The 20,647-nt window shown below is 35.2% G+C and carries 15 protein-coding genes; 2 read left to right on the top strand and 13 right to left on the bottom strand.

What is annotated here, in order from left to right:
* Positions 1-150: 150 nt before the first annotated feature.
* The 9 genes from PMI10_RS21945 to PMI10_RS21800 all read right to left on the bottom strand — a co-directional run bounded on the left by PMI10_RS21945 (position 151) and on the right by PMI10_RS21800 (position 8,171).
* The gene (locus PMI10_RS21945) at positions 151-1,569 is read right to left on the bottom strand and encodes a carboxymuconolactone decarboxylase family protein (protein WP_007811050.1); all 1,419 of its coding nucleotides are present in this window, start codon (positions 1,567-1,569) and stop codon (positions 151-153) included.
* A 30-nt stretch (positions 1,570-1,599) separates the two neighbouring features.
* The gene (locus PMI10_RS19705; RefSeq protein WP_007811048.1) at positions 1,600-2,511 is read right to left on the bottom strand and encodes an alpha/beta hydrolase; all 912 of its coding nucleotides are present in this window, start codon (positions 2,509-2,511) and stop codon (positions 1,600-1,602) included.
* A 61-nt stretch (positions 2,512-2,572) separates the two neighbouring features.
* On the bottom strand, positions 2,573-3,517 hold the full coding sequence (locus PMI10_RS19700) for an aldo/keto reductase (RefSeq protein ID WP_007811046.1): 945 nt from the start codon (positions 3,515-3,517) through the stop codon (positions 2,573-2,575).
* Between the two features lie 117 nt (positions 3,518-3,634).
* A complete protein-coding gene (locus PMI10_RS19695) occupies positions 3,635-4,030 on the bottom strand; it encodes a putative quinol monooxygenase (RefSeq protein ID WP_007811044.1) in 396 nt (131 codons plus the stop codon).
* Positions 4,031-4,041: 11 nt separating this feature from the next.
* Positions 4,042-4,764: an SDR family oxidoreductase gene (locus PMI10_RS19690; protein ID WP_007811042.1), complete on the bottom strand. Its 723-nt coding sequence runs from the start codon at positions 4,762-4,764 to the stop codon at positions 4,042-4,044.
* 33 nt (positions 4,765-4,797) lie between these two features.
* The gene (locus PMI10_RS19685) at positions 4,798-5,682 is read right to left on the bottom strand and encodes a helix-turn-helix domain-containing protein (RefSeq protein ID WP_007811039.1); all 885 of its coding nucleotides are present in this window, start codon (positions 5,680-5,682) and stop codon (positions 4,798-4,800) included.
* Between the two features lie 169 nt (positions 5,683-5,851).
* Positions 5,852-6,979, bottom strand: coding sequence for an amidohydrolase family protein (locus PMI10_RS19680; RefSeq protein WP_007811037.1), 1,128 nt, complete (start codon positions 6,977-6,979; stop codon positions 5,852-5,854).
* Positions 6,972-7,619: a TMEM175 family protein gene (locus PMI10_RS19675; RefSeq protein WP_007811035.1), complete on the bottom strand. Its 648-nt coding sequence runs from the start codon at positions 7,617-7,619 to the stop codon at positions 6,972-6,974. Before PMI10_RS19675 ends, PMI10_RS19680 begins: the two co-directional genes overlap by 8 nt.
* A gap of 30 nt (positions 7,620-7,649) precedes the next feature.
* Positions 7,650-8,171, bottom strand: a complete 522-nt coding sequence (locus PMI10_RS21800; RefSeq protein ID WP_157489915.1) for a helix-turn-helix transcriptional regulator — start codon at positions 8,169-8,171, stop codon at positions 7,650-7,652.
* 649 nt (positions 8,172-8,820) lie between these two features.
* Between PMI10_RS21800 and PMI10_RS19665 the strand changes: the two genes are divergently transcribed.
* Together PMI10_RS19665 and PMI10_RS19660 are read left to right on the top strand one after the other, a co-directional pair.
* A complete protein-coding gene (locus tag PMI10_RS19665) occupies positions 8,821-10,122 on the top strand; it encodes a hypothetical protein (protein ID WP_007811031.1) in 1,302 nt (433 codons plus the stop codon).
* 429 nt (positions 10,123-10,551) lie between these two features.
* Positions 10,552-11,985, top strand: coding sequence for an FAD-dependent oxidoreductase (locus tag PMI10_RS19660; protein WP_007811028.1), 1,434 nt, complete (start codon positions 10,552-10,554; stop codon positions 11,983-11,985).
* A gap of 177 nt (positions 11,986-12,162) precedes the next feature.
* On the opposite strand, the gene PMI10_RS19655 is transcribed toward PMI10_RS19660, so the two are convergent.
* From PMI10_RS19655 to PMI10_RS19640, 4 genes are all read right to left on the bottom strand, one after another.
* On the bottom strand, positions 12,163-14,958 hold the full coding sequence (locus PMI10_RS19655) for a TIM-barrel domain-containing protein (RefSeq protein ID WP_007811026.1): 2,796 nt from the start codon (positions 14,956-14,958) through the stop codon (positions 12,163-12,165).
* Between the two features lie 988 nt (positions 14,959-15,946).
* Positions 15,947-17,134, bottom strand: coding sequence for an FAD-dependent oxidoreductase (locus PMI10_RS19650; RefSeq protein WP_007811024.1), 1,188 nt, complete (start codon positions 17,132-17,134; stop codon positions 15,947-15,949).
* Positions 17,135-17,361: 227 nt separating this feature from the next.
* Complete coding sequence (locus PMI10_RS19645; RefSeq protein WP_007811021.1) at positions 17,362-18,402, bottom strand: hypothetical protein; 1,041 nt, start codon at positions 18,400-18,402, stop codon at positions 17,362-17,364.
* Between the two features lie 51 nt (positions 18,403-18,453).
* Positions 18,454-19,986: a sulfatase-like hydrolase/transferase gene (locus PMI10_RS19640; RefSeq protein WP_007811019.1), complete on the bottom strand. Its 1,533-nt coding sequence runs from the start codon at positions 19,984-19,986 to the stop codon at positions 18,454-18,456.
* Positions 19,987-20,647: the final 661 nt, after the last annotated feature.

The following is a 20,647-nucleotide window of genomic DNA, read 5'->3' as shown; positions in this document are numbered from 1 at the left end:
AGTAAGACACTAAATGCTTCAAATAATTTATCCAATAACATTATATTTCTAAATCAATAAAATTGAGTTGTTCATTTAGCTTTGCTGGCTGCACATTTATCAAGGATTCAGAATTAACCCCAATAACAAGTTACTTCCAGATTGAAAGTATTATTTTCCAATACCCTCATATACTTCCTTCACTACTAATGTAGCCGAAACTATTTTTGGCCACCCCACATAGAATGCAAGTTGTGTTAAAACTTCGTCCATTTCTTCTTTGTTAATACCGTGCTGTACTGCTCTGTCCATATACAGCCCAAGGAATTGTATATCACCTGCCGCAATCATCGCACATACTGTTGCCAGGCTTCTGCTTCTTGACGATAAACCTGAACGAAGCCAAACTTCACCATACAGTAACTCATTGGTATATTTAGCAAATCCTTCTGACATTGGTGCAATACTTTGTTGGATAAATCTCAACCTGTTTTCATCACCTGGTAATGCCTCTTTTTTATCTAGCCTTAATGGGTCTGTAGATGGTAATTCAGCTTGTAAGATACCTTTGCCTGCAAACAATTCTTTAGCAATACCTACAGCAGAAAACGCATTTGGCCATCCTGAATAAAATGCAAGGTGTGTTATGATTTCTGAAAGTTCACCAGGAGTAACCCCATTCTCTAATGCTTTAGAAAAATAATGTGGCATACCCACAGTATGGTTACGGGCTATCAGACTTGAAATCGAGACAATACAACGGTCATGTTTTGACAGACCTGGACGTTCCCAAACTTCACCTACTAATTTTTCAACAGTGTACTTGCTAAGCGCTGGTGAAACACTACTTATAAAATCGGGAGTTACAGCTGGTTTTGAATCAGCATTTCCATCTGTATTTATTTTTAGGGCCTTAACTATTGCCAAGCCTACACTAGCCGCAGATTGTGGATTTTGACCTGTAATCAATTTTCCATCAATAGCTATGTTATTACTCCAATTAGACGAATGTTTATAATTTGCTCCATGCCCAATTAAGGCATCTTCAAGTAAGAATGGTACAACATTGGTAGATTGTACTTCTTCCTCTTCACCATTTGTAAATGCAGCTACGTTTTTACCTGCAACTAAATATGAACCATTGCTTAATTTTACATTTACTAATGCGGCCGGACCGTGACAAACTGCCGAAACTATTTTCCCTGATTCGTAAAATTCAGGTACTAATCTTAATACCGCCGGGCTATCTGCAAAATCCCACATTGTTCCATGACCTCCGGCAAAGAATATTGCATCATAATCTCCTGCTTTTACGTCATCTAATTTTAAAGTGTTCTCTAAAGCATTTCTAAAATCTGTATCAGCCCAATATTTAGCATTTACCGGATCATTAAAATCCTCTAATCCATCCAACGGTGCTTTACCACCTTTTATTGAAGCAATGTTGACTATTACACCACTTTCTTCAAGTTTTTCCAATGGGTGTGTTACTTCACTAAGATTAAAACCAGTAGGAATACCAGTATCTCCTTTTACATCACAACTTGTTACAACGAACAAAACTTTTGCTGTTCCTTTTCCTTTATTCATTTTTTTAAAATTTTAATATATTCTTAATTATTACAATACTTTGAAGAATTCTACCATCTTATTGACAGCTTGCTCTACATATTCCGGCACATCATACAAGGCGATATGGGTAGCACCTTCTATAATGAATAATTCTTTTTCACACTTTGCAAAATTATAAGCCTGCTCACTAAATATTCTTGTATCAGCTTTACTTCCGGCAATTAGTAAAAGTGGCTGAGTTAGAAAGTCACCGAGGTAATCAAATACAGAAAAAGTAGTCATTTTGTCTATACTTGTAAAAAGAAAACGACCCTTGGAATTTGGATGCTGACCTCTTGGAGTTCTATAATAATCATAGCCTTCACGGAGCATATCAGGAGTTTGCTCATTAATATCTTCAAACTTTTCAGGAACAAACGGAACGTACATTAATTCTGCTCCATTTGCTTGTGCGGTCCTTTGGTATGCTACCATTTCAAGCGATTTAATTAACTCTGAAACTGGTACCTCTACTCCAAATTGACTTCTGACTGCTTCGCCCATTGGAGTTCCGCTAACTGTAGCTACTGCTTTAAAACGTCGTTCTGTTTGTGCCACACTTAATGTATATCCACCGCCTGCGCAGATACCATATACTCCCATTCTTTCAGTGTCAACATAGGACAATGTAGTTAAAAAGTCTGCTGCACAACGGGCATCTTCAACACGAACAGCCGGGTCTTCAAGTAATCTTGGCTCCCCCTCACTTGCGCCTTGATATGAAGAATCATAAACTAAAACAATGTAACCGAATTTTGATAATTTTTCAGCATACAAACCTATGGTTTGCTCTTTCACACCACCTGCTGGATGAATACCAACCAAAGCAGGATACTTTTTACTTTCATCGAATTCCTCAGGAAAATGAAGGTTTGCAGCGAGTGTATTTGCTCTGTTTTTAAAATTTACTGATTTAATCATTGTTTAATATTTTTTATTGCTATAATAAATTATTGATACTGTTTTCATCTTATTCATAATTTTAAATCATTGGATTTTCCCAGGCTCCCTTAGTGTCAATCCCAGTTTTATTGGCCAATTCTTCAATAAGTTTAATTTCTGATTCGGATAAATTGATCTTCATGGCATTTTGAATATCATCTATTTGTGAAGTTTTGGTAACACCGATAATAGGAAGTGTATTTTTTGCAATAGCCCATGCAATTGCAACCTGGGCAACAGAAGCATTTCTACTACTGCCAATTTCTTTCATGGCATTGGTTAATTCTTCCAACTGCGGAAGTACTTTATTGTAAGTGTTCCCTCGGCCACTACCTTCCGGAAGCGGATTATGGGTGTTGTATTTTCCGGATAATGCACCTTGTTCCAGCACCATGTACGCAAAGAAAGTTATATTGTGCTTTTTGCAATAGTCTAATATCCCGGCTTCTTCGGACGAACGGTATAAAAGGCTGTAATGATTTTGTACAGCAGAAATATTAAAGCCTGCTTTTGAAAGGATACTGTTTGCAAGTTTAATTTCTTCCAGATTATGATTAGATACTCCAACACTTTTTACTTTTCCGCTTTTAAGTAACGGAATTAGTTCAGGAGTCCATTTAGTTACGTCGGTAGGATTATGAATCCAGTAAATGTCTATATAATTTGTTCCCAAACGCTCAAAACTACCAGCCAGCATTTCCTCAACCGGGTTCTGAGAAGAACTTGCCATTTGTGGAGTAAACTTTGTTGACAATATTATATTCTCACGTGGATATTCTTTAATGAGTTCTCCCAAAATGTTTTCTGAAGACCCCATACCGTAAACTGCAGCAGTATCCCATAAATTAAGTCCCGCATTCATTGCAGCATCAAAAACTTGTTTTAAATCTTCAACACTTAGATTATTCCCAAAAACCTGGTCACCTCCTGCAAACCCTGTTCCCCAAGACCAGGTTCCTAATGCTGTTGATGGTAATTTTTTCATTGATTTATATTTTTTAATTTCAATGTAAAATTAGCACCACAAATAAGATGAATAATTGTACAAAACGGCTAAGTTTAAGAGAACGGAGATAGTCTCAAAAAAGAGTAAGTGACATCTTTAATACAATGAAATCCTTTTTTTATCACCTATTGCTATGGGCAGGACTTCTGTCAGTTCAAGAGATTTTACCATATTTTCAACGGTAGATTTATATTTTTTGAAATGAAGTGCCTGTGTGTGCTCTTGATAAGCTGCTACGCTGTCATAAGTTTCTAAAATTGTAATATGAGCAGGATTATTTTTGTCCTGAACGGCAGAATATGCCAATACACCCTTTTCAAGTTTCAAGGCGGTTTTCATTTGCTCTTTCAGGGCAACTTTATAGTTTTCTAATTGGGTACTGTCTACTACAATTTTTGCAATACGCATATAATTGTTAGATGCTTGAGCAGAAACTTTAGCTGAAATAAATAATGACATAACCACAATTGTTAAAATTGATTTTAGTTGCATACCTGAATTATTTAAGGGTTCATTCTTTTGAAAATACCTTGCAATTGTTCTGGTCCAGCTTTTGACATCATTTCGCTAAGACCAAAAGTCAATTCGTTTTTACCGTCTTTTATTTGCTGAAAAATGGCATCTATAAAATCACTAACTGGTGGAAACTCATCGTGCAAACCAGCACCTCCAAGATCAGTATTCAATGCAGGTGGAATTATTTCAATCACTTCAATATTCTGAGGCAAAAGTAAATGTCTTAATGATAAGGTTAAAGAATGAAAAAAGGCTTTTGTACCACAATATACAGGCATTTGGGACATTGGCGTAAACGCTAAACCCGATGTTACATTGATTACAGTATCTAAACTTTTCAATTGAGTAAATAAGGTAATTAAATGCAATGGTGCTAGTACATTAATATTTATTTCAGTTTGTGCCTTTTCGTAATAATCTTTATCCATTGGATGAACTCTGTTTTGAATACCTGCATTATTTATCAAAACATTCAAATCACTATGATTTTCAGCAATCCAATTGTATAAATCAATACGGTCAGTTTCATTTGCTAAATCACATGCTTTTGTTATTACGGAAGGATACTTACTTACAACCTCTTGCAACACATCTTGCCTTCTTCCACAAATAATTACTTGATTTCCTTCAGCAATAAATCTTTCGGTTAAACCTAAGCCTATTCCTGTAGCTCCGCCTGTTATTAGTATTTTGTTTCCTGATACTTTCATTTTCTTATTATTTTATTATTTATGATCTGAATTTTAATTAAAAGATGACCGAAATTCTAAAGGAGACAAACTTGTTCTGGCTTTAAAAAGTTTACTGAAAGATTGCAAATGTTCAAAGCCTAATTCGTAGGCTATTTCACTTACTGTTAAGTTTGTGGTGGATAATTTTTCCTTTGCTTTTTCAATTAGTTTTTCGTGTATATGTTGTTGAGTAGTTTGCCCAGTATGGGACTTCAATAATCCGCTTAAATAACTTGTTGATATATTGAGTTTCTCAGATACATATTTTACTGTTGGTAATCCTTTTTCCTTTGCTAAACTATCATCGAAATAATTGTTTAATAATTCTTCTAATTGACCTAAAACTTGATGATTGGCTATTTTTCTTGTAATGAATTGACGCTGATAAAACCGCTCGGAATAGTTCAATAAAGTTTCAATTTGGGATATGATAATATTCTCACTGAATTTATCAATGTTTGACAAGCATTCCTGCTTAATATTCTGTACAATTTGGCGCAAAGTATTTTCTTCTTTTTCTGAAAGGAATAAGGCTTCATTTGTAGCATAATTAAAAAAATCGTATTTTTTTATTTGCTTTGCTAAAGAAGTATTCCATAAAAAATCGGGATGAATTAACAGAAACCAATCATCAGGATTCTGAATGGAATGTTCTTTTATATCAATGCCAAAAACTTGATTAGGTGCCATAAAAAACATTGTTCCTTCATCAAAATCATATTTTCGTTGTCCATATTTTAATTTACCATCTATTTGCTTTTTAATGAAAATCTTGTAAAATCCAAGTGAAACATTTAAAAAAGCCTCTTTTTCAATTGGGATACCCGTGTAGCCATCTATCACACTTATTAATGGGTGTGAAGGAGGTGGTAAGCCTCTTTTTTTTATGATACTCACTAATGGATGCTATCTTTGTCAGGATACTACTTTTCATTATTAGAATTGTGTTTTCTTTTTAACAATACAAATTTGGAAAATTTAGAAGTGTCCTATTTAGTTTAATCAACTTTTTGTTTAGTCAAAAGATGCAGTGTTTATTTTTAAAATACTTAATCCGTTATTTAACTCAAACCTTCAATTTCAAAAGCTTCTCTGCATTCCTGTAAGCTATTTTCTCTTTATCTTCTTTTGAAATCAAAGCAATTTCCAGAAATCCTTTTGTATTTTTATCTATTAAAAAAGGATAATCCCCAGAATAAATTATCCTGTCTGCACCTACTTCTGATATCACAAATTGTAATTGTGCTTCTGAAAATAGTCCGCTTGGAGTAACATAAATGTTGCTTTTGTAATAATCAGAAATTTTACGGTTCAATTTTAAAGTCTTGCTCAATTGGTCATCGAGACGGTTTAAATAAAAAGGGACTAACTCACCCCAGTGCCCCGAAATCAGTTGGAGGCCAGGCAGTTTATCAAAAATACCTGATGCTATTAATCGTACTATAGCAATACCGGAATCTAAATGCCAGCCATAGCCTGCTGAGGCAAACATAGCACTTGCGACTGACGACCAGTTGTCGCTTTTGTAGTAATGCTCGATAATACTTTTAGAAATTATGGCAGGATGCATGTATAACGGTACATTTAACTCTTGAGCTTTGGAAAATATAGGTAGAAATTCAGGCTCATCAAAAAAACGCCCATTGAAAGTACCGGAAAGCATTGCTCCTTTAAATCCAAGTTCTTTCACGGCTCTGTTCAATTCCTCAGCTGCTGCATTTGGATCAGCAACAGGTAATATGGCAAAGCCTGCAAACCGTGTTGGGTGTATTTTTATTAAATTCGCCAGTTCATTATTGGCTTCCTGACATAGTTCGATGGCTAATTTATGGTCAGTAATATTTTGCGGGCTTCCTGCTCCATACGAAAGTACTTGTATATCAATGCCGCTTTCATCCATAAACTTTATTCTTCTGTCACCAACATCTTCAATATCATCAAATGCAGGCAATACAAATGCCATCAATTCTTTTTGAACCGGATCATTAGACAGGATTCCTCCATTTTGTTTACTATTGAATTCCGCTACTCTTTGCGAAATTTTTTTTAGTACAAAATGCTCTTCAATGGTAATTATTTTTTTTAATGGCTTCATTTTATTTTTATAACTGGTTTGTCCAAATACTGATTCGTTATTTATAGCAGAACTTATTCCTAATAATCCTGTGGTATTTAAAAAATCTCGTCTATTCATCAGAATATTTTGTCACATTACCTTTTTTTGAGAATACTGCAAAAGCATAATTAAGCTGTATAAATACTAATAGTCCAATACTCAGATAAGCATTGATAAAGCAGCACAGTGCCGCAATAGTATATAGTATTTGTGATTCAATTATTCTGTTTTTAATTGATTTCGTTACTTCTTTTTGCTCAGCATCATTAATACTTAAAATATTTTTCTTTTTTGCGTAATACCAATTGATACCTAATAATTGCCCCAATAGGCTAAGATTGAACCAATAGATAAAAATTGAAAACTTAAAGTGGATATACTGGCTTAAAAATGCTGTTGTAAAAGGCATTATTGAAATTGCCAGTAAAAAAAACAAGTTTATCCAGTTCAGGTTTCTATCGCTCTTGTTAATATAATGAAATTGAGTTGATTGAGCTAACCAATAAATTCCCATAGTAACAAAACTCAGGAAATAAGTGAGTAATTTAGGTGTAAGCTGAAGAAATGTAGTGATAAGATCTTTTTCGCTATATATCAAATCGTTTACAGGCACTTTAATATCTAAAGCCAGAAAGGTTAAGGCAATGGCAAATACACCATCGCTTATTGCTTCAATTCTTTGTATACGGAATCCTGAGATTAAATTATATTTATTCATTTTGCCAAAAATTACTTTTGGCAAAATTCATTATAATTCTGGGTAAATAAATTGTACAAAACGGCTATTCTTTAAAATGACGGTGGCGGAAATACCAAACATTCTTTTAAAAAATCGGTTAAAATGAGATTGATCGGTAAAACCATATTGAAGTGAGGCATCAAAAAAAGTTTGCTTGCCTTGTATTACCGAGGTTAATACTGCTTTTATACGTTTCCAAAGAACATATTGCGAAAAAGGCAATTCTACTTGTTCTAAAAACAAGTGACGTGTTCTTTCCTGAGACAAATGGATATGATTTGCTACTTTTTCTAAAGTTAGGCTTTCACTTAAATTTTGATTAATAAATTCCTTTGCCTTTATAATTCGATCATCTGTGTTTTCTTTTGTAAGCGGTTTTATAGAAAGGTTAAAAATATCGTACAGCAAATTATCCGATAAGTTTTTAATATCAGCAGTAGTTAAATCAGGCTTGGAAAAATCCAACTTTAGCTTATTCAATTGCTCTTTTGAAAGAATGGTTTCAATATCAATAAAAATTTCTTTATTCAAAATTTTTTTAAGCTGCTTTCCAAGGAAACTTTTACTTTCTACATAATAAACTAAAAAACTCCCTACGGGTGCAGTGCAGGAATGCTTAGTGTATTTATCAATAATAAACCCTTTTAGATTTTTATATTGTTTATTTTCTATTACACTATCGTATGTCATTTTTGTGCTTACAACGATTTGATAACAACTATGGTAATGTACATCTACCACAGAAATATCAGTATAGAAGCACATTACATTTGTTGTGTCAATATTTACCATTTTACCTTGATTTGGAATGTAAATATAGTTTTTTTATTAATTATGAACGCTGTAATAAATTCATAAACTTCGTTCGTGATTGCAAGTCCATATAGTAATCAAAAACTCAAAAATAGTTAAGAACAAAAATATAAATCCCTGTTTCATAACCTTTTATTAACAATATTGTAATATTTTTAGATAGTACGATTTCTTCTTTCCGGTACTTATGAGTAAGCAAACAATTATGATTCAAAAAACAAAACACGTTTTAGAACATTCTACCCGCAAGTTTTCCAGATTCAACTGCAGAGAGTATTCTTTATTTCTCAGTTGGTCATAGACGTCAAATAATTTTATCAAAATGAAGGAATTTTTAATCTGCTATAAACAATCAAAAACTAGAATTATGAAAAAAAAGAATCGAATGAAGGTGTTAAGTAAAGTGTTAATTATTATGTTAGCGACTATTACATTCTCATGTCAGGACACGACATCGGATGAAGTAAAAGATACCACTGCAGCAAAAAAACAACAAAATTTCAGTAAAATCAGTGCGGCAGCCAGTTCTGATTTGGCAAGACGATGGGCTCCTGTTCATTATAAGGATGTAGACGCCACAGGGACTTATGCCGAAGGAGGAAAATCAGATTACCTTACTGCTATTAATTATGACAATGACTGGAATGGCGAAAACAACTGGAACAATCTTGCTGCTTATGCCAATTCTTTAGCTGCACATTGTTACTATTCGGTAGTAGAATCGAATACACATTGGTTCATTACTTATGCTTTTTTTTCTCCAAGAGATTGGACAGATAACCCACTTTTGTACCAACTAGACCAACATGAAAATGATTTAGAAGGTGTATTGATGATTGTAGAAAAAGATGGTTCTGCTTATGGCGCCTTAAAAGGAGCAGTTACAGTAAATCATTCAGACTTTTTTTCTTATGTGCCAGCAGGTAGTTCTTATGTAAGCGGATTGGAAAGTGTTGATGGAACATTACAAATGAGAGACTATAACGGAGAATTGCACCCTATTACAGCACAAGAATCTAAAGGACACGGCCTTAAAGCCTGGCCACAGCACGATATAGATGGGGATGGAATTATTTACTACCCTTCAGCAAGCGGAGTAGCACAAGTACCATCTGATAATTACGATAACTATGTGGAGTACAAACTTGTCAATATTTTTGAAAGCGGAGGATTATGGGATCAACGATCCAACACCGAATTGTTTTCCAGTCCAGGTGGTGGATTTAAAGGAAATGATTTTAAAACTGGTGGTGCCAACGCGCCTTGGGCATGGAATGATGGGAATGATGGTGTAGTACAAGGTGGAGAATTTGCAACGGATCCTGCCAAATTAGCTGATAATTATTTTGATGGTGTAGGCAATTTTTCACGCAACTATACTGATAATAAATATAATGCAGCAGCTGGAGGTATTGTAACAGTTTACCAAAATTGCAATTATACCGGCTATGCAATTGCTTTGCCTGCTGGTAATTATACATTGGCTCAGCTAAAATCGTATGGTATCGTAAATGATGATTTGTCTTCTGTTCGCTTAGAAAACGGGTACAAAATTACAATGTATCAGAACGACAATTTTGGAGGCGAATCTGTTGTAATAACAGGAAATAATAGTTGTTTAGGAGGTTTTAATGATAAAGCCAGTTCTGTGAAGATTAGTGCTCAATAAACTGCCTTTTCATTTTGGATATGCAAACGAAAATAAAGAAGAAGCTAAGCTATATTCTTGTTTGCATATCCATTTTTTTTTGTTCTTACCTGTATTACGCTCCCTCATTAAAAACATTTACATTTTTGCATACACTTGTAACTGATTAAAATTTATAATCTTTAACCTTATCACAATAAGACTATTTGCCATAGATGAAAATCTTTAGCCCTGCTTCAATGGAACTTATCTTTTATCTTAACTTTGCACACCTGTAACAAAGGGAAAATGCTGAAAAATATAAAATTTACAAGTTTAACTATTAGAAGTAAGAGCCATAATCATTTACAGTATTAAGCTCAAAATCAATTATATTATGTCCCAATTTTTCTTTAAAGGAAAATTAAAGTGAAATCATAAAAAGTGGAAGTAAAAAAAGAGGAAAATAAAATGGCAAGCTGGATTATCTGTCAGGAATGTCAGGGACGCGGCAAAAAAAGTCGAAGGCTAAGCAAAAAAGTGCGGCTTCACTACCAGATCGCATTAGATGAATTTGAAAAAATGCAAGGCGAAGGTACAGCTCCGCTTCCTCCTAAAGGAAACCTATACTCATGTTTAAACTGTTGCGGATCCGGGTTGCTGCCTGCTGCCAGCCCTCCTATAGCAGATAAAGAAAACTACCCGCACGTTGCTATTATTGGTGGCGGTATAGGCGGCATGGCTCTGGCTGTTGCTTGTTTACACCGTGGGATTCCTTTTACACTTTATGAACGCGATAAAGATTTCGATGTCCGGTCTCAGGGCTACGGACTCACTTTACAACAAGCCAGCAAAGCAATTCAGGGATTAGGTATTTTCTCTTTAAAAGAAGGAGTTATTTCAACAAGACATCTGGTTCATACACCAGAAGGAAAAGTAATCGGTGAATGGGGAACCAGAAAGTGGATTCAGTCAGATGTGAAAACGTCTTCGAAACGTACAAATGTGCATATTGCACGACAATCTTTACGGCTGGCTTTACTTGAGCAACTCGGAGGAAATAATGCAGTACAGTGGGGACACCAATTAATAGATTTTAAGGAATGTGAAGATAAAGATGTTCATCTCAACTTTCAAGTCGATGGAAAAATGAAGAGAGCCAAGGCGGATCTTGTGGTCGGGGCCGATGGTATTCGCAGTTCTGTGCGAAGACTGCTGATTGGCGAAGACAATACCCCTTTACGTTATCTGGGTTGTATTGTGATATTGGGTATTTGCCCTTTGAATGCTCTCCAATATCTAAATAGTTCTTTACTGGACTCGGCCACTGTATTTCAAACCGCCAATGGCAACGAGCGAATCTACATTATGCCCTATGCATCAGATTCGGTAATGTGGCAGCTTAGCTTCCCAATGTCTGAAAAAGAGGCTAAGACATTAAGCGCTAAAGGACCTCAGGCACTCAAGGAAGAAGCATGTCGCAGAACCCAATGGCACGACCCCATTCCTCAGATTTTATTGGCAACCCAGGAAGCTCAGATTTCCGGCTATCCCGTGTATGACCGCGAATTACTCAAGCCAGAATTGTTGGAGAAATCCGGGCAAGTGACTCTGATCGGAGATGCTGCACACCCAATGAGTCCGTTTAAAGGACAAGGTGCAAATCAGGCGTTGCTGGATGCACTTACACTTGCACGGGGCATTTTAAAAGGATGCAAGCCTTTATCTAACTGGAGAAAAACAGGAATAAGAAAAAGTGTTCTAACCGAGTTTGAATCAGAAATGTTAGAACGTAGTGCTTCTAAAGTACAGGATTCAGCGGAAGCCGCACAATTTCTACATTCTGAAATTGTACTCCATGAAAGTGATGCGCCAAGAAGATGGTTCAAGAAAAAAGATGTCTAATAAGTCGTCAATACACAAACAATTTAAATAATTAAATTTAATATAAAACAAAAAAGCCACTCTGTCGAGTGGCTTTTGATGTGAACACAGAAGGGCAAAATTCGAACCTTTTATTAGAAGATTTGAAACTTTTAGCCGACTCTTTTGAATGTCTTTTATATCAATCTTTACCAGATGTTATTTTAAAGTAACTATCTGCTCCTTACCATCATAACTTATGTTCTGTCCGTCAGCGTCATAGTTAAATGCCTTAGGCTTGTCTTTACTTACTGTTACAATTGTGAACGTGCGATTTTTTAACATTCCGTCAAACTGACCTTTACGTTCGCCAATAGTCAGTGTGTTGCTTGTATTATTGTAAGTAAAGCTAATGTTTGCATATTTACCACTTTCGTAATTATAATTGTTGTCTTCATCCTCATATAGTGTGAAGCTGCCATCTTTCCCTTTATAGACATATAATACGATTTTATCAGCCTTTTTTTCACCAGTATACTGTAATTCAGGTCCTACGGGAATGATAGATCCTTCCTTTATAAATAATGGAATATGCTCATAAGGAGCGTCAACGCTTACCTGTTTACCGCCGGTTATATAATTTCCAGTATAAAAATCATACCAGTTAGAACCTGTTGGGAAATATACATTACGTTCTCGTGCCTCATAGCTGTAAACCGGACAAACCATAAAGGCCGGGCCAAACATAAACTGATTGCTTATGTTTTCCACTTTTTTATCAGCTGGAAAATCCATAAATAACGGACGCATAATTGTATAATCATTAAAATACGTCATGCCGGCCATTGTATAAATGTAGGGCATAAGCCTGTATCTCAAATTGGTATAATATACAATGGATGTATAGGCAGGATGTCCTTCAGGCGCAATATTCCACGGTTCACGATATGGGAACTGTCCGTGAGCCCTGTATAATGGAGCGAAGGCACCAAATTGAAACCAACGTGTATTTAACTCTCTCCATTCTTTATAATCTTTATTTTCCTGTCCGTTTTTGTCATATTGCTGTTGCCCGCTCACGTATCTGTCTTCTACGCAAAAACCTCCAATGTCCATTGTCCAGTAAGGAATACCACTTACTGCAAAATTTAACCCTGCAGAAATTTGTGCTTTCATATCTTCCCAACGGGTAGCAATATCTCCACTCCATGTAGCGGTAGAGTAACGCTGTAAACCTGCAAAGCCCGAACGTGTTAATAAAAACACTCTCTTATTTGTGGCAACACTGCGCTGCCCGTCATAAATAGCCTCGGCATTCATTAGGGCATACGTATTAAAATATTCTGTAGATGTCCCTAACGCTGTCGGGCCACACAGTGCTTTGCGATAATCCATATCAGTACAGTCAAGTACATTAGGTTCGCTGGCATCCATCCACCAGGCATCAATTCCTAACGGATATAAATTATCGTATATCTGTTTCCAAAATAGTTTACGTGCCCCTCCGGAATAAGCATCATAGAATGAACCCACATAACCGGGCCCTACCCAGTCGCGAACGCTGTCTTTAATTGCCTGCTGGTACATCCAGCCTTTCTTATCAAACTCTTTAAAATGTTCTGTAGTTTTGTAAAATTTAGGCCAAACAGAGATCATCATTTTCCCATTCATGGCATGTATAGAATCTACCATTCCCTGAGGGTCCGGGAAACGTTTTTTATCAAACTCATGGCTTCCCCATTCATTCTCTTCCCAGTAATTCCAGTCTAATACAATATTATCAATTGGAATTTTACGTTTTCTGAATTCTTTCAAGTTAGCCAGAATTTCATCCTGCGTTTTATAACGTTCACGGCTTTGCCAATATCCCATAGCCCACTTAGGCATAATCTGAGATTTTCCTGTAAGTGTACGGTAGCCTTTGATAACCTCATCTGCATTACTGCCATAAACAAAATAATAGTCGAGCTTTTTGCTCATTTCGCTCCACCAAACCTGGTTGTCTTTCTCGTCAGCCTGTTGTGGTGTTAAAGCGCGCAGACCACAATAAGATGTTCCTCCGTTCGGCTGCCATTCAATACGTAACGGTACACGTTTTCCTTCCTGCAATTGCATAGAGAATTTATAACTGTTAGGATTCCATGCTGTCCTCCAGCGTTCCGGTACTACCAGCTTATTGTCTAAGTATACTTTTACGTATCCTGCATAATAAAGAGTAAACTTAAAATCGCCACTTTCAGGCGCTTCTATTTCTCCTTCGTAGGTTACACTTGCATTCTTTAAAGGGAAATTTTTAGGAAGGTTTTTTATGCTTTTAATATCCTCAAAGAAAATAGATTCTTCGCTGCGTACCAAAGTTTCCACACCATTATCTTTAGAGGTGTAAGTGCCCGTTAGAGAACCCTGATTTCCTTTTTTATCATAAAGTTTAAAAACGCTATTCAATTGTTTATAAGGACGGCTGTCGCCAAAACGGCTTAGAGAGTAGCTATCCCAAAGTAAACCGTAATTTTTGTTTGACACAATAAAAGGCACTGATACTTTAGTATTGTACTGAAATAATTCTTCACTTTTACTCTTATAATTAAATTCATCTGCCTGGTGCTGACCTAAGCCGTGAAAAGCTTCATCTGCCGGAGAATTAAAAATTTGTCTTACAGAAAATCCTTTAGTGCCTTCTACTTCAATGGGTGTAAAAGTTTTTCCTCCACCCTTTTTTTCTGCTAAAATTAGTTTCCCGTCTTTATCCTTAAAATTAACTCCACCATCTAACTTCGATACAATTACTTTTAAACGCGATGTTACCAGCATAATAGAATCTTTATGGCTGTTATCTACCGTAAAAGGGGTATTTTTAATTCCGGGTACAATAATAAGGGTAGAATCTTTTGGAAATTCTTTATCCGGGGTGGCAGTAATATGAATAAGCTCGTCACGCAGCACCTGTAAGCGCACTTTGCGGGTGTCGGTTTGATTTTTTTGCTTAATATTTACAACAACACCATCGTCTATCATTTGGTATTGTTTAGTAGAACAGTTCGTCAATAACAATCCTATAAGTAGGATATATATATTTTTTTGTATCATTAGTATAGTAATAAGTTGTTAAATATCCCTAAATATTTAGGGTTTGATTATGTTTTCAAAACAATATAATAATGCATTATTATGCTGTTCATAATTGTATAATCTTAGTAATAGTGGTTCATTTTAAGGTTAGTATCATAATTTATTTGTTAGTTATTATTGGTATGCACAATATGGTTAATGTATAGAGACGAAAGTTATAGTAAAATTATCTGACTCACAATTTACAGGCACAAATATAATAAAGTCAATTAGACCATAAGCCTTTTCATTTAAAAAATCTGACTTTAACATCGTAATTAAACCAACAAAGTGATGGAAGAAAAAATATACAAGACTGCAGCGATATTACAAGTGTAAGAGCGACCTAGCTCATTATCCTAAATTGTTATCGATTATAAAGCAATAAATATGAATAACTTATATATAAAAAATCACAAGAATGTTCTTGCAACTGTTTAAGTAATTATTTTATTTAATAATTTAAAAAACTCTTACTACAAATTTATGAAGCTGAAGGTACTAAAAAATTTAAAAGGATATAGTTTGAATCCTGTTGCCTATCATGCGCGGACTCATTCGAACCAATTACAAAAAAGCATAAATAAAACTGTGGATGTACTAACTTAGCGTGAAGTTTTAGTTAAGAACAAAATCTTAACTTTAAACCATGAAAATTACGACCGCATTTTCAAAGAGAAAGCTGTCCAATTAAGTTATGAAAGAGACAATATCTCTCAACTTACCAGGAAACTCAGGATAACAGCTGCTTTACTTTATAACTGGTATTGGTATGCACTTTCCATTCGGTATTGATTTTCAGATTTAGAAAAGTCAGTTCGTATTTATGGGTGTCTTTTGAAGAATGTTCTTTTGTGAAAGTAAGTAATTTGTTTTCAGACCAGATGCGTTTTTTTTAAAATGCTTTAAAGAATTTGTGTCCTAATTGAAATGGCTTAATATCAAAATCTGTATGTCCGTCTAATACAAGGTCAGACATAATTTTTCCTAAAAAAGGAGTGAATTTTGCTGCCCATCCTGTAGCGTATAGCACAATATTTTCATGATTTGGTACATAACTTGGTGCAAAATCAATCAGTAGTTCTTTATTGGGTATTGTACTCAGGGCAATAAGACATGTTGAAGTATATTCAGGCTCTGCGCTTAATCCTGTCATATGTTCTTTTACCCAGTCAGAAGTATAGCCCAGTTCTTGTCGGTTCGGAATTAATGTTCTGTCGCCGGGTTCTTCTAAAGGTTTTATTACAAAATCCGGTGCCACACGAATGTATTCCGGATGATCCCAATCGACTTCAGGAAAACCATAAAACTGATTGCCGTTTTCGCCTATTGGATTTTGAAATACAAACCAGGTTGGATATTGTATAGCCGGATCGGTTTTTTTAAAATAAGCCGAAGACATATTCCAATAAGTAGCATCAATTTTAAAATCCAGTAAGTTGATTACGCTATTAATGTACGGACCAGGAACGATAGCTAGTTTTTTAGTAATGTAAGTTCCGTTTGGCGTAATAATTTCAAAGAGTTTTCCAATATGATTGATTTTAAGCACTGGTGAATTTTCTTCTAAATGAACCGTTTCTTCTTTTTTGCACAAGTCTAAAAGCACTTCATTTGTTGCTTTAAAATTAATGCTGGCACCATCGGCCTGAAATAATCCGGTATAGGTTTCGGGTAAATTTTTAAAATGGTATTTTTCTTCAATTTCTTTTGCTGTTAAGGTTGTGTAAGGAACTTTTAAAGCTTTTAGTGCTTCTTCGGCCTCTGCTATATTTCCTTCTGTAGAATGTACTTCAGGATCTCCAAACCAAAGAGTACCCACCTTATCCAATAATTTTGTGTTGGTTTCTTTTTCCAGTTCATCCCAGTACGGTTGTGCGTCTAAAGCCATTTGCACCATATATTCATCCGGATATGGAATTCTGAACTGGCGCGAAACTCCGGCAGAACTTCCTAACTGATTCACAAACGTAAATTGCTCCAACACCAGCGTTTTTGCTTTTCGTTTGCCAAGATGGTATGCCGTAGCCAAACCTATTGGCCCACCGCCAATAACAATTACATCGTAGTTTTCTGTGTTCATAGTTTTCTTCTTTATAGTAGATTTTAGACATGTATTTAGAACAGTACACAAGCATTGCCATGAGTCTAAATTACTGGAGATACAAAGTCAATTATAAAAAAATGACACAAAGGGGAGATTATAGGTCACAAGACAAACTATATACTGAATGAGATATATAAAAGCATAAAAAATGCGCAAAATCCGGAGACATTTGCACATTTTTTTATATAATCCTTCAAATTACATTACCACTTTTTTTCAATGTTTACTTTTGCAACAAAAGAAGATATTGTTTTGGTATCAGAACTATTTTCGACTACATAAATACCTAATATGTTATTTCTATATACTGTATTAGCACTTGTAACACTTGAATCCGGAAAATCAATATCAACCCAGTCTGCTTCTCCAAATGATCCGTCAGAATTTCTACTTACAGAAACAAATGATGCTCCGTTTTTTTCTCCATTTACAGTAAACCAATCCGATGGCATATTATATCCATTATCTTTAGCGACTGTAATACCTTCAAAATGAGTAATTATGGACAAATCTGTTTCATTCTTGTAACTAAATGATTTTAAATTACTGGTTTGTTTCGTTTTAGAATTGTAATCTACCAGAAAGGCCTGGCTTATTTTCCCTAGTTTCGGACTGGTATATCCTCCGGCCATTGTATAACTGTCTCCGCCATTATGCCAAATACCATATAAGGTAGTGGTTAATGAATCCGGCACTTTAAATTCGGTACATTCTTTACTGGAAATATTATATAAAAATGCATATCCATTTTTATCATTTTCAACATCATAATTTCCAACAGCAAGGTCTCCCATTACACTGTGAACAAATACATTATTGGTATTTCCTCCATTAGGTGATACTTGGGCCCATGTTCCGGAACCATCAATAGAACCTTTGTAATAAAATCCGAGATTTCCACTTGGGGCTTTACCGGTAGAAGCAGCTATTTTATATGACCCAACAATTTGTACCGTGCCATGAGGTCCGTTATTAGGTCCGTAACAAGAAGTGTTAACAACTGCTGCTGTTGGTGTACTCGGAAAATTAACAACATGCCATTTTCCTTCATTCCCATTTGTTTTAAGAGTTCCTTCGTAAATTAATCCCTGAACAAGATTGTTCTCACTTAATAAGCTACCTGCAATATATACATTTTCAGACTCTGAAACTCCTCTTATTCCCTGTATTGTTGTTTGTCCGGCAGGATTATTAAAATCTGTATAACTTACTGTATTCGCTTCTGAATTTATATTTTGTGACATGATTTTTATTATTATTTGAATTAGTACTTTTTAGATTTTTAAAGATGTTTTTTAGTTGAATGTTGTCGTACTATAAACATCTTTTGGCATATTGACCCAGAGTTTTTCTATCTCAAGCTGATGCAATTGCTCTTCTAAATCTCTTCTAATTTCACTGTATGCCGGATCGTAAGCAAGATTTGTAATTTCTAATGGATCATTAATTAAATCATATAGTTCATATTGCTTGAAATAAGCTGTTGATGCATCAAAATAATAATCGAATTTCCATTTTTCTGTCCTGATACAACGAATACGATTAGCAGCTTTTACAATTGTCCAGTTACTATTAGAACCGGCCTTAATATCGTCATAAGTAAATAAGATACTATGCTGAACAGGAGTATTATTCTCCATTATAGGCAGCAAACTTGTACCTGCAAGCCCTGTAGGTGGATTTGATACATTTGCTATGTCGATAAAAGTGGGCATAATATCTGCCAATGTCGCTAATGCCATTGATTGCTTTATGCTGTGATCTTTAAATAGTATTGGATTTGAAATTACAAGTGGCACTCTTAACGCTTCTTCATAGGCTACAAAAGTTTTCTGACGCAAACCACCGTGAGCTAATCCCATTTCTCCATGATCTGAGGTTAAAGTAACAATTGCAGAGTCTGCCAGTTTATTTCCATTCTCATCTTCCTTATATAGTTCTTTAATTAGATATCCAATTTCCTTATCAACATGACTTAATAAGTAACCATAAAAATTAATATAGTTCAGTTTATCCTCAGGAGTAGCTATTTCACCCAGACTTAATGCCATATTGAGTAAAATTTGTTCCTGGGCCATAGGCTTTTTATTTTCAAGCAAATTTTCATTTACTGTCGCCGGAAGTCCAATTTCCCTGCCTGACCAGGTATCTGTATGGTATCCCGACGTACCGGCCGTTTTTGGATAGGCTAAAACATCATGCGGATTAACAAGTGAAAGAATAAGACAGTAAGGTTTATGATTTCCTGCGGCTCTTTGAGTTTTTACTTCTTTTAGGTATTGTATGGCTTCGGCTGTATATTTTGCATCATGATTCGCATATCCGCCACCAAAATTAAGCGGATTAACATCTTCGCCGGCATCTGGGGCAACCCAGCCCATTGCACCATATAATGAAATATCTGCAGCAGTTAAATCTTCGTAATTTGTTTTAGTACCATTAGGAGCTACTCCTTTACTCATATGCCATTTACCTCTGTATTGCACATCATAACCATCTGCCCAAAGCACATTCATAATATTGGGCAGCGTATTACTGAGCGTGGGTTCTTGTGGAGATAAAAGACCTCCTTCGGTTAAGGTTTGGCTGACTCCGTGTTTAGCAGGATATGTTCCTGTAAATAAGGTTGCGCGACTAGGAGAGCACATGCAGGTATTACAAAAAGCTCTGTCAAAACTAAATCCATTCTGTTTTAGAAAGGTAAGAGTTGGAAGATTTTTTTCCTCCCATCCCGGAGGGAAATGCTGTGTTGCACGTTGCTCATCGGTGATAATAAGAATCATGTCCGGTTTTTGGCCAATTTGATTAAGTTTTTCTTTTAAGTCCATTACTTATTGATTAAATTATTAAATAAAAATGTAATTCATAGATGTACCAATATTTTGCCCATAATATTGATTTGGGATAACTTAAAAATGTTTGATTAAAAATTACAATATGGAAAATGAAACTATTAAAAGCATCTGGTTCAGTCACACAACATCTAAAATCGAGTAAAACTGATAACACTTGATACACGTTACAATAATTTCAAAATCAAGTAATTCAATTAACAAGAATAAAATTACATCAATGAAACAACCTCACACAACGTATAAATACCTGTTTTACAAATACATAAAACAAATTAAAAAATTATTCAGAAAATATCATATTGTTCAAGACTGGAGTTGATCTCTAATTAGCCATAAAGAGTTAAGGCTGGACAACTTGTACGGTTATTTAAGCCTTCCCTTTCACAAGGTTTATTTTGCAGACGGTTCAGTGCATCAGGAAAAAATGCCGGATACTCTACTTAAAATTCCATTGGGAATCAGAGCCTGTTACTTTTTAGAAGACAATGCAATTATTCGCGCCTATTGCAGAAATTATACTGATGATTAGAGCTTAAAAGCACATACCGCAGACCTTGAAATCAGTAAAAACCTTGCAAAAAAACATGTAACTAATTATAAATAAATTGAAGTAACTAAACCACTCTGCACTGAA

Origin of the sequence: Flavobacterium sp. CF136, assembly GCF_000282055.1 — a bacterium.
Classification (GTDB): domain Bacteria; phylum Bacteroidota; class Bacteroidia; order Flavobacteriales; family Flavobacteriaceae; genus Flavobacterium.
Note: the sequence above shows the minus strand (reverse complement) of the source record. Positions and strands in the feature narration are given on the sequence as shown.

Coding starts and splice junctions, on each gene's coding strand:
- PMI10_RS19705 (WP_007811048.1), bottom strand. CDS start 2,511: ATGATTAAATCAGTAAATTTTAAAAACAGAGCAAATACACTCGCTGCA.
- PMI10_RS19665 (WP_007811031.1), top strand. CDS start 8,821: ATGAAAAAAAAGAATCGAATGAAGGTGTTAAGTAAAGTGTTAATTATT.
- PMI10_RS19695 (WP_007811044.1), bottom strand. CDS start 4,030: ATGCAACTAAAATCAATTTTAACAATTGTGGTTATGTCATTATTTATT.
- PMI10_RS19650 (WP_007811024.1), bottom strand. CDS start 17,134: ATGAACACAGAAAACTACGATGTAATTGTTATTGGCGGTGGGCCAATA.
- PMI10_RS19645 (WP_007811021.1), bottom strand. CDS start 18,402: ATGTCACAAAATATAAATTCAGAAGCGAATACAGTAAGTTATACAGAT.
- PMI10_RS19680 (WP_007811037.1), bottom strand. CDS start 6,979: ATGAATAGACGAGATTTTTTAAATACCACAGGATTATTAGGAATAAGT.
- PMI10_RS19655 (WP_007811026.1), bottom strand. CDS start 14,958: ATGATAGACGATGGTGTTGTTGTAAATATTAAGCAAAAAAATCAAACC.
- PMI10_RS19690 (WP_007811042.1), bottom strand. CDS start 4,764: ATGAAAGTATCAGGAAACAAAATACTAATAACAGGCGGAGCTACAGGA.
- PMI10_RS19675 (WP_007811035.1), bottom strand. CDS start 7,619: ATGAATAAATATAATTTAATCTCAGGATTCCGTATACAAAGAATTGAA.
- PMI10_RS19660 (WP_007811028.1), top strand. CDS start 10,552: ATGGCAAGCTGGATTATCTGTCAGGAATGTCAGGGACGCGGCAAAAAA.
- PMI10_RS19700 (WP_007811046.1), bottom strand. CDS start 3,517: ATGAAAAAATTACCATCAACAGCATTAGGAACCTGGTCTTGGGGAACA.
- PMI10_RS21945 (WP_007811050.1), bottom strand. CDS start 1,569: ATGAATAAAGGAAAAGGAACAGCAAAAGTTTTGTTCGTTGTAACAAGT.
- PMI10_RS19640 (WP_007811019.1), bottom strand. CDS start 19,986: ATGGACTTAAAAGAAAAACTTAATCAAATTGGCCAAAAACCGGACATG.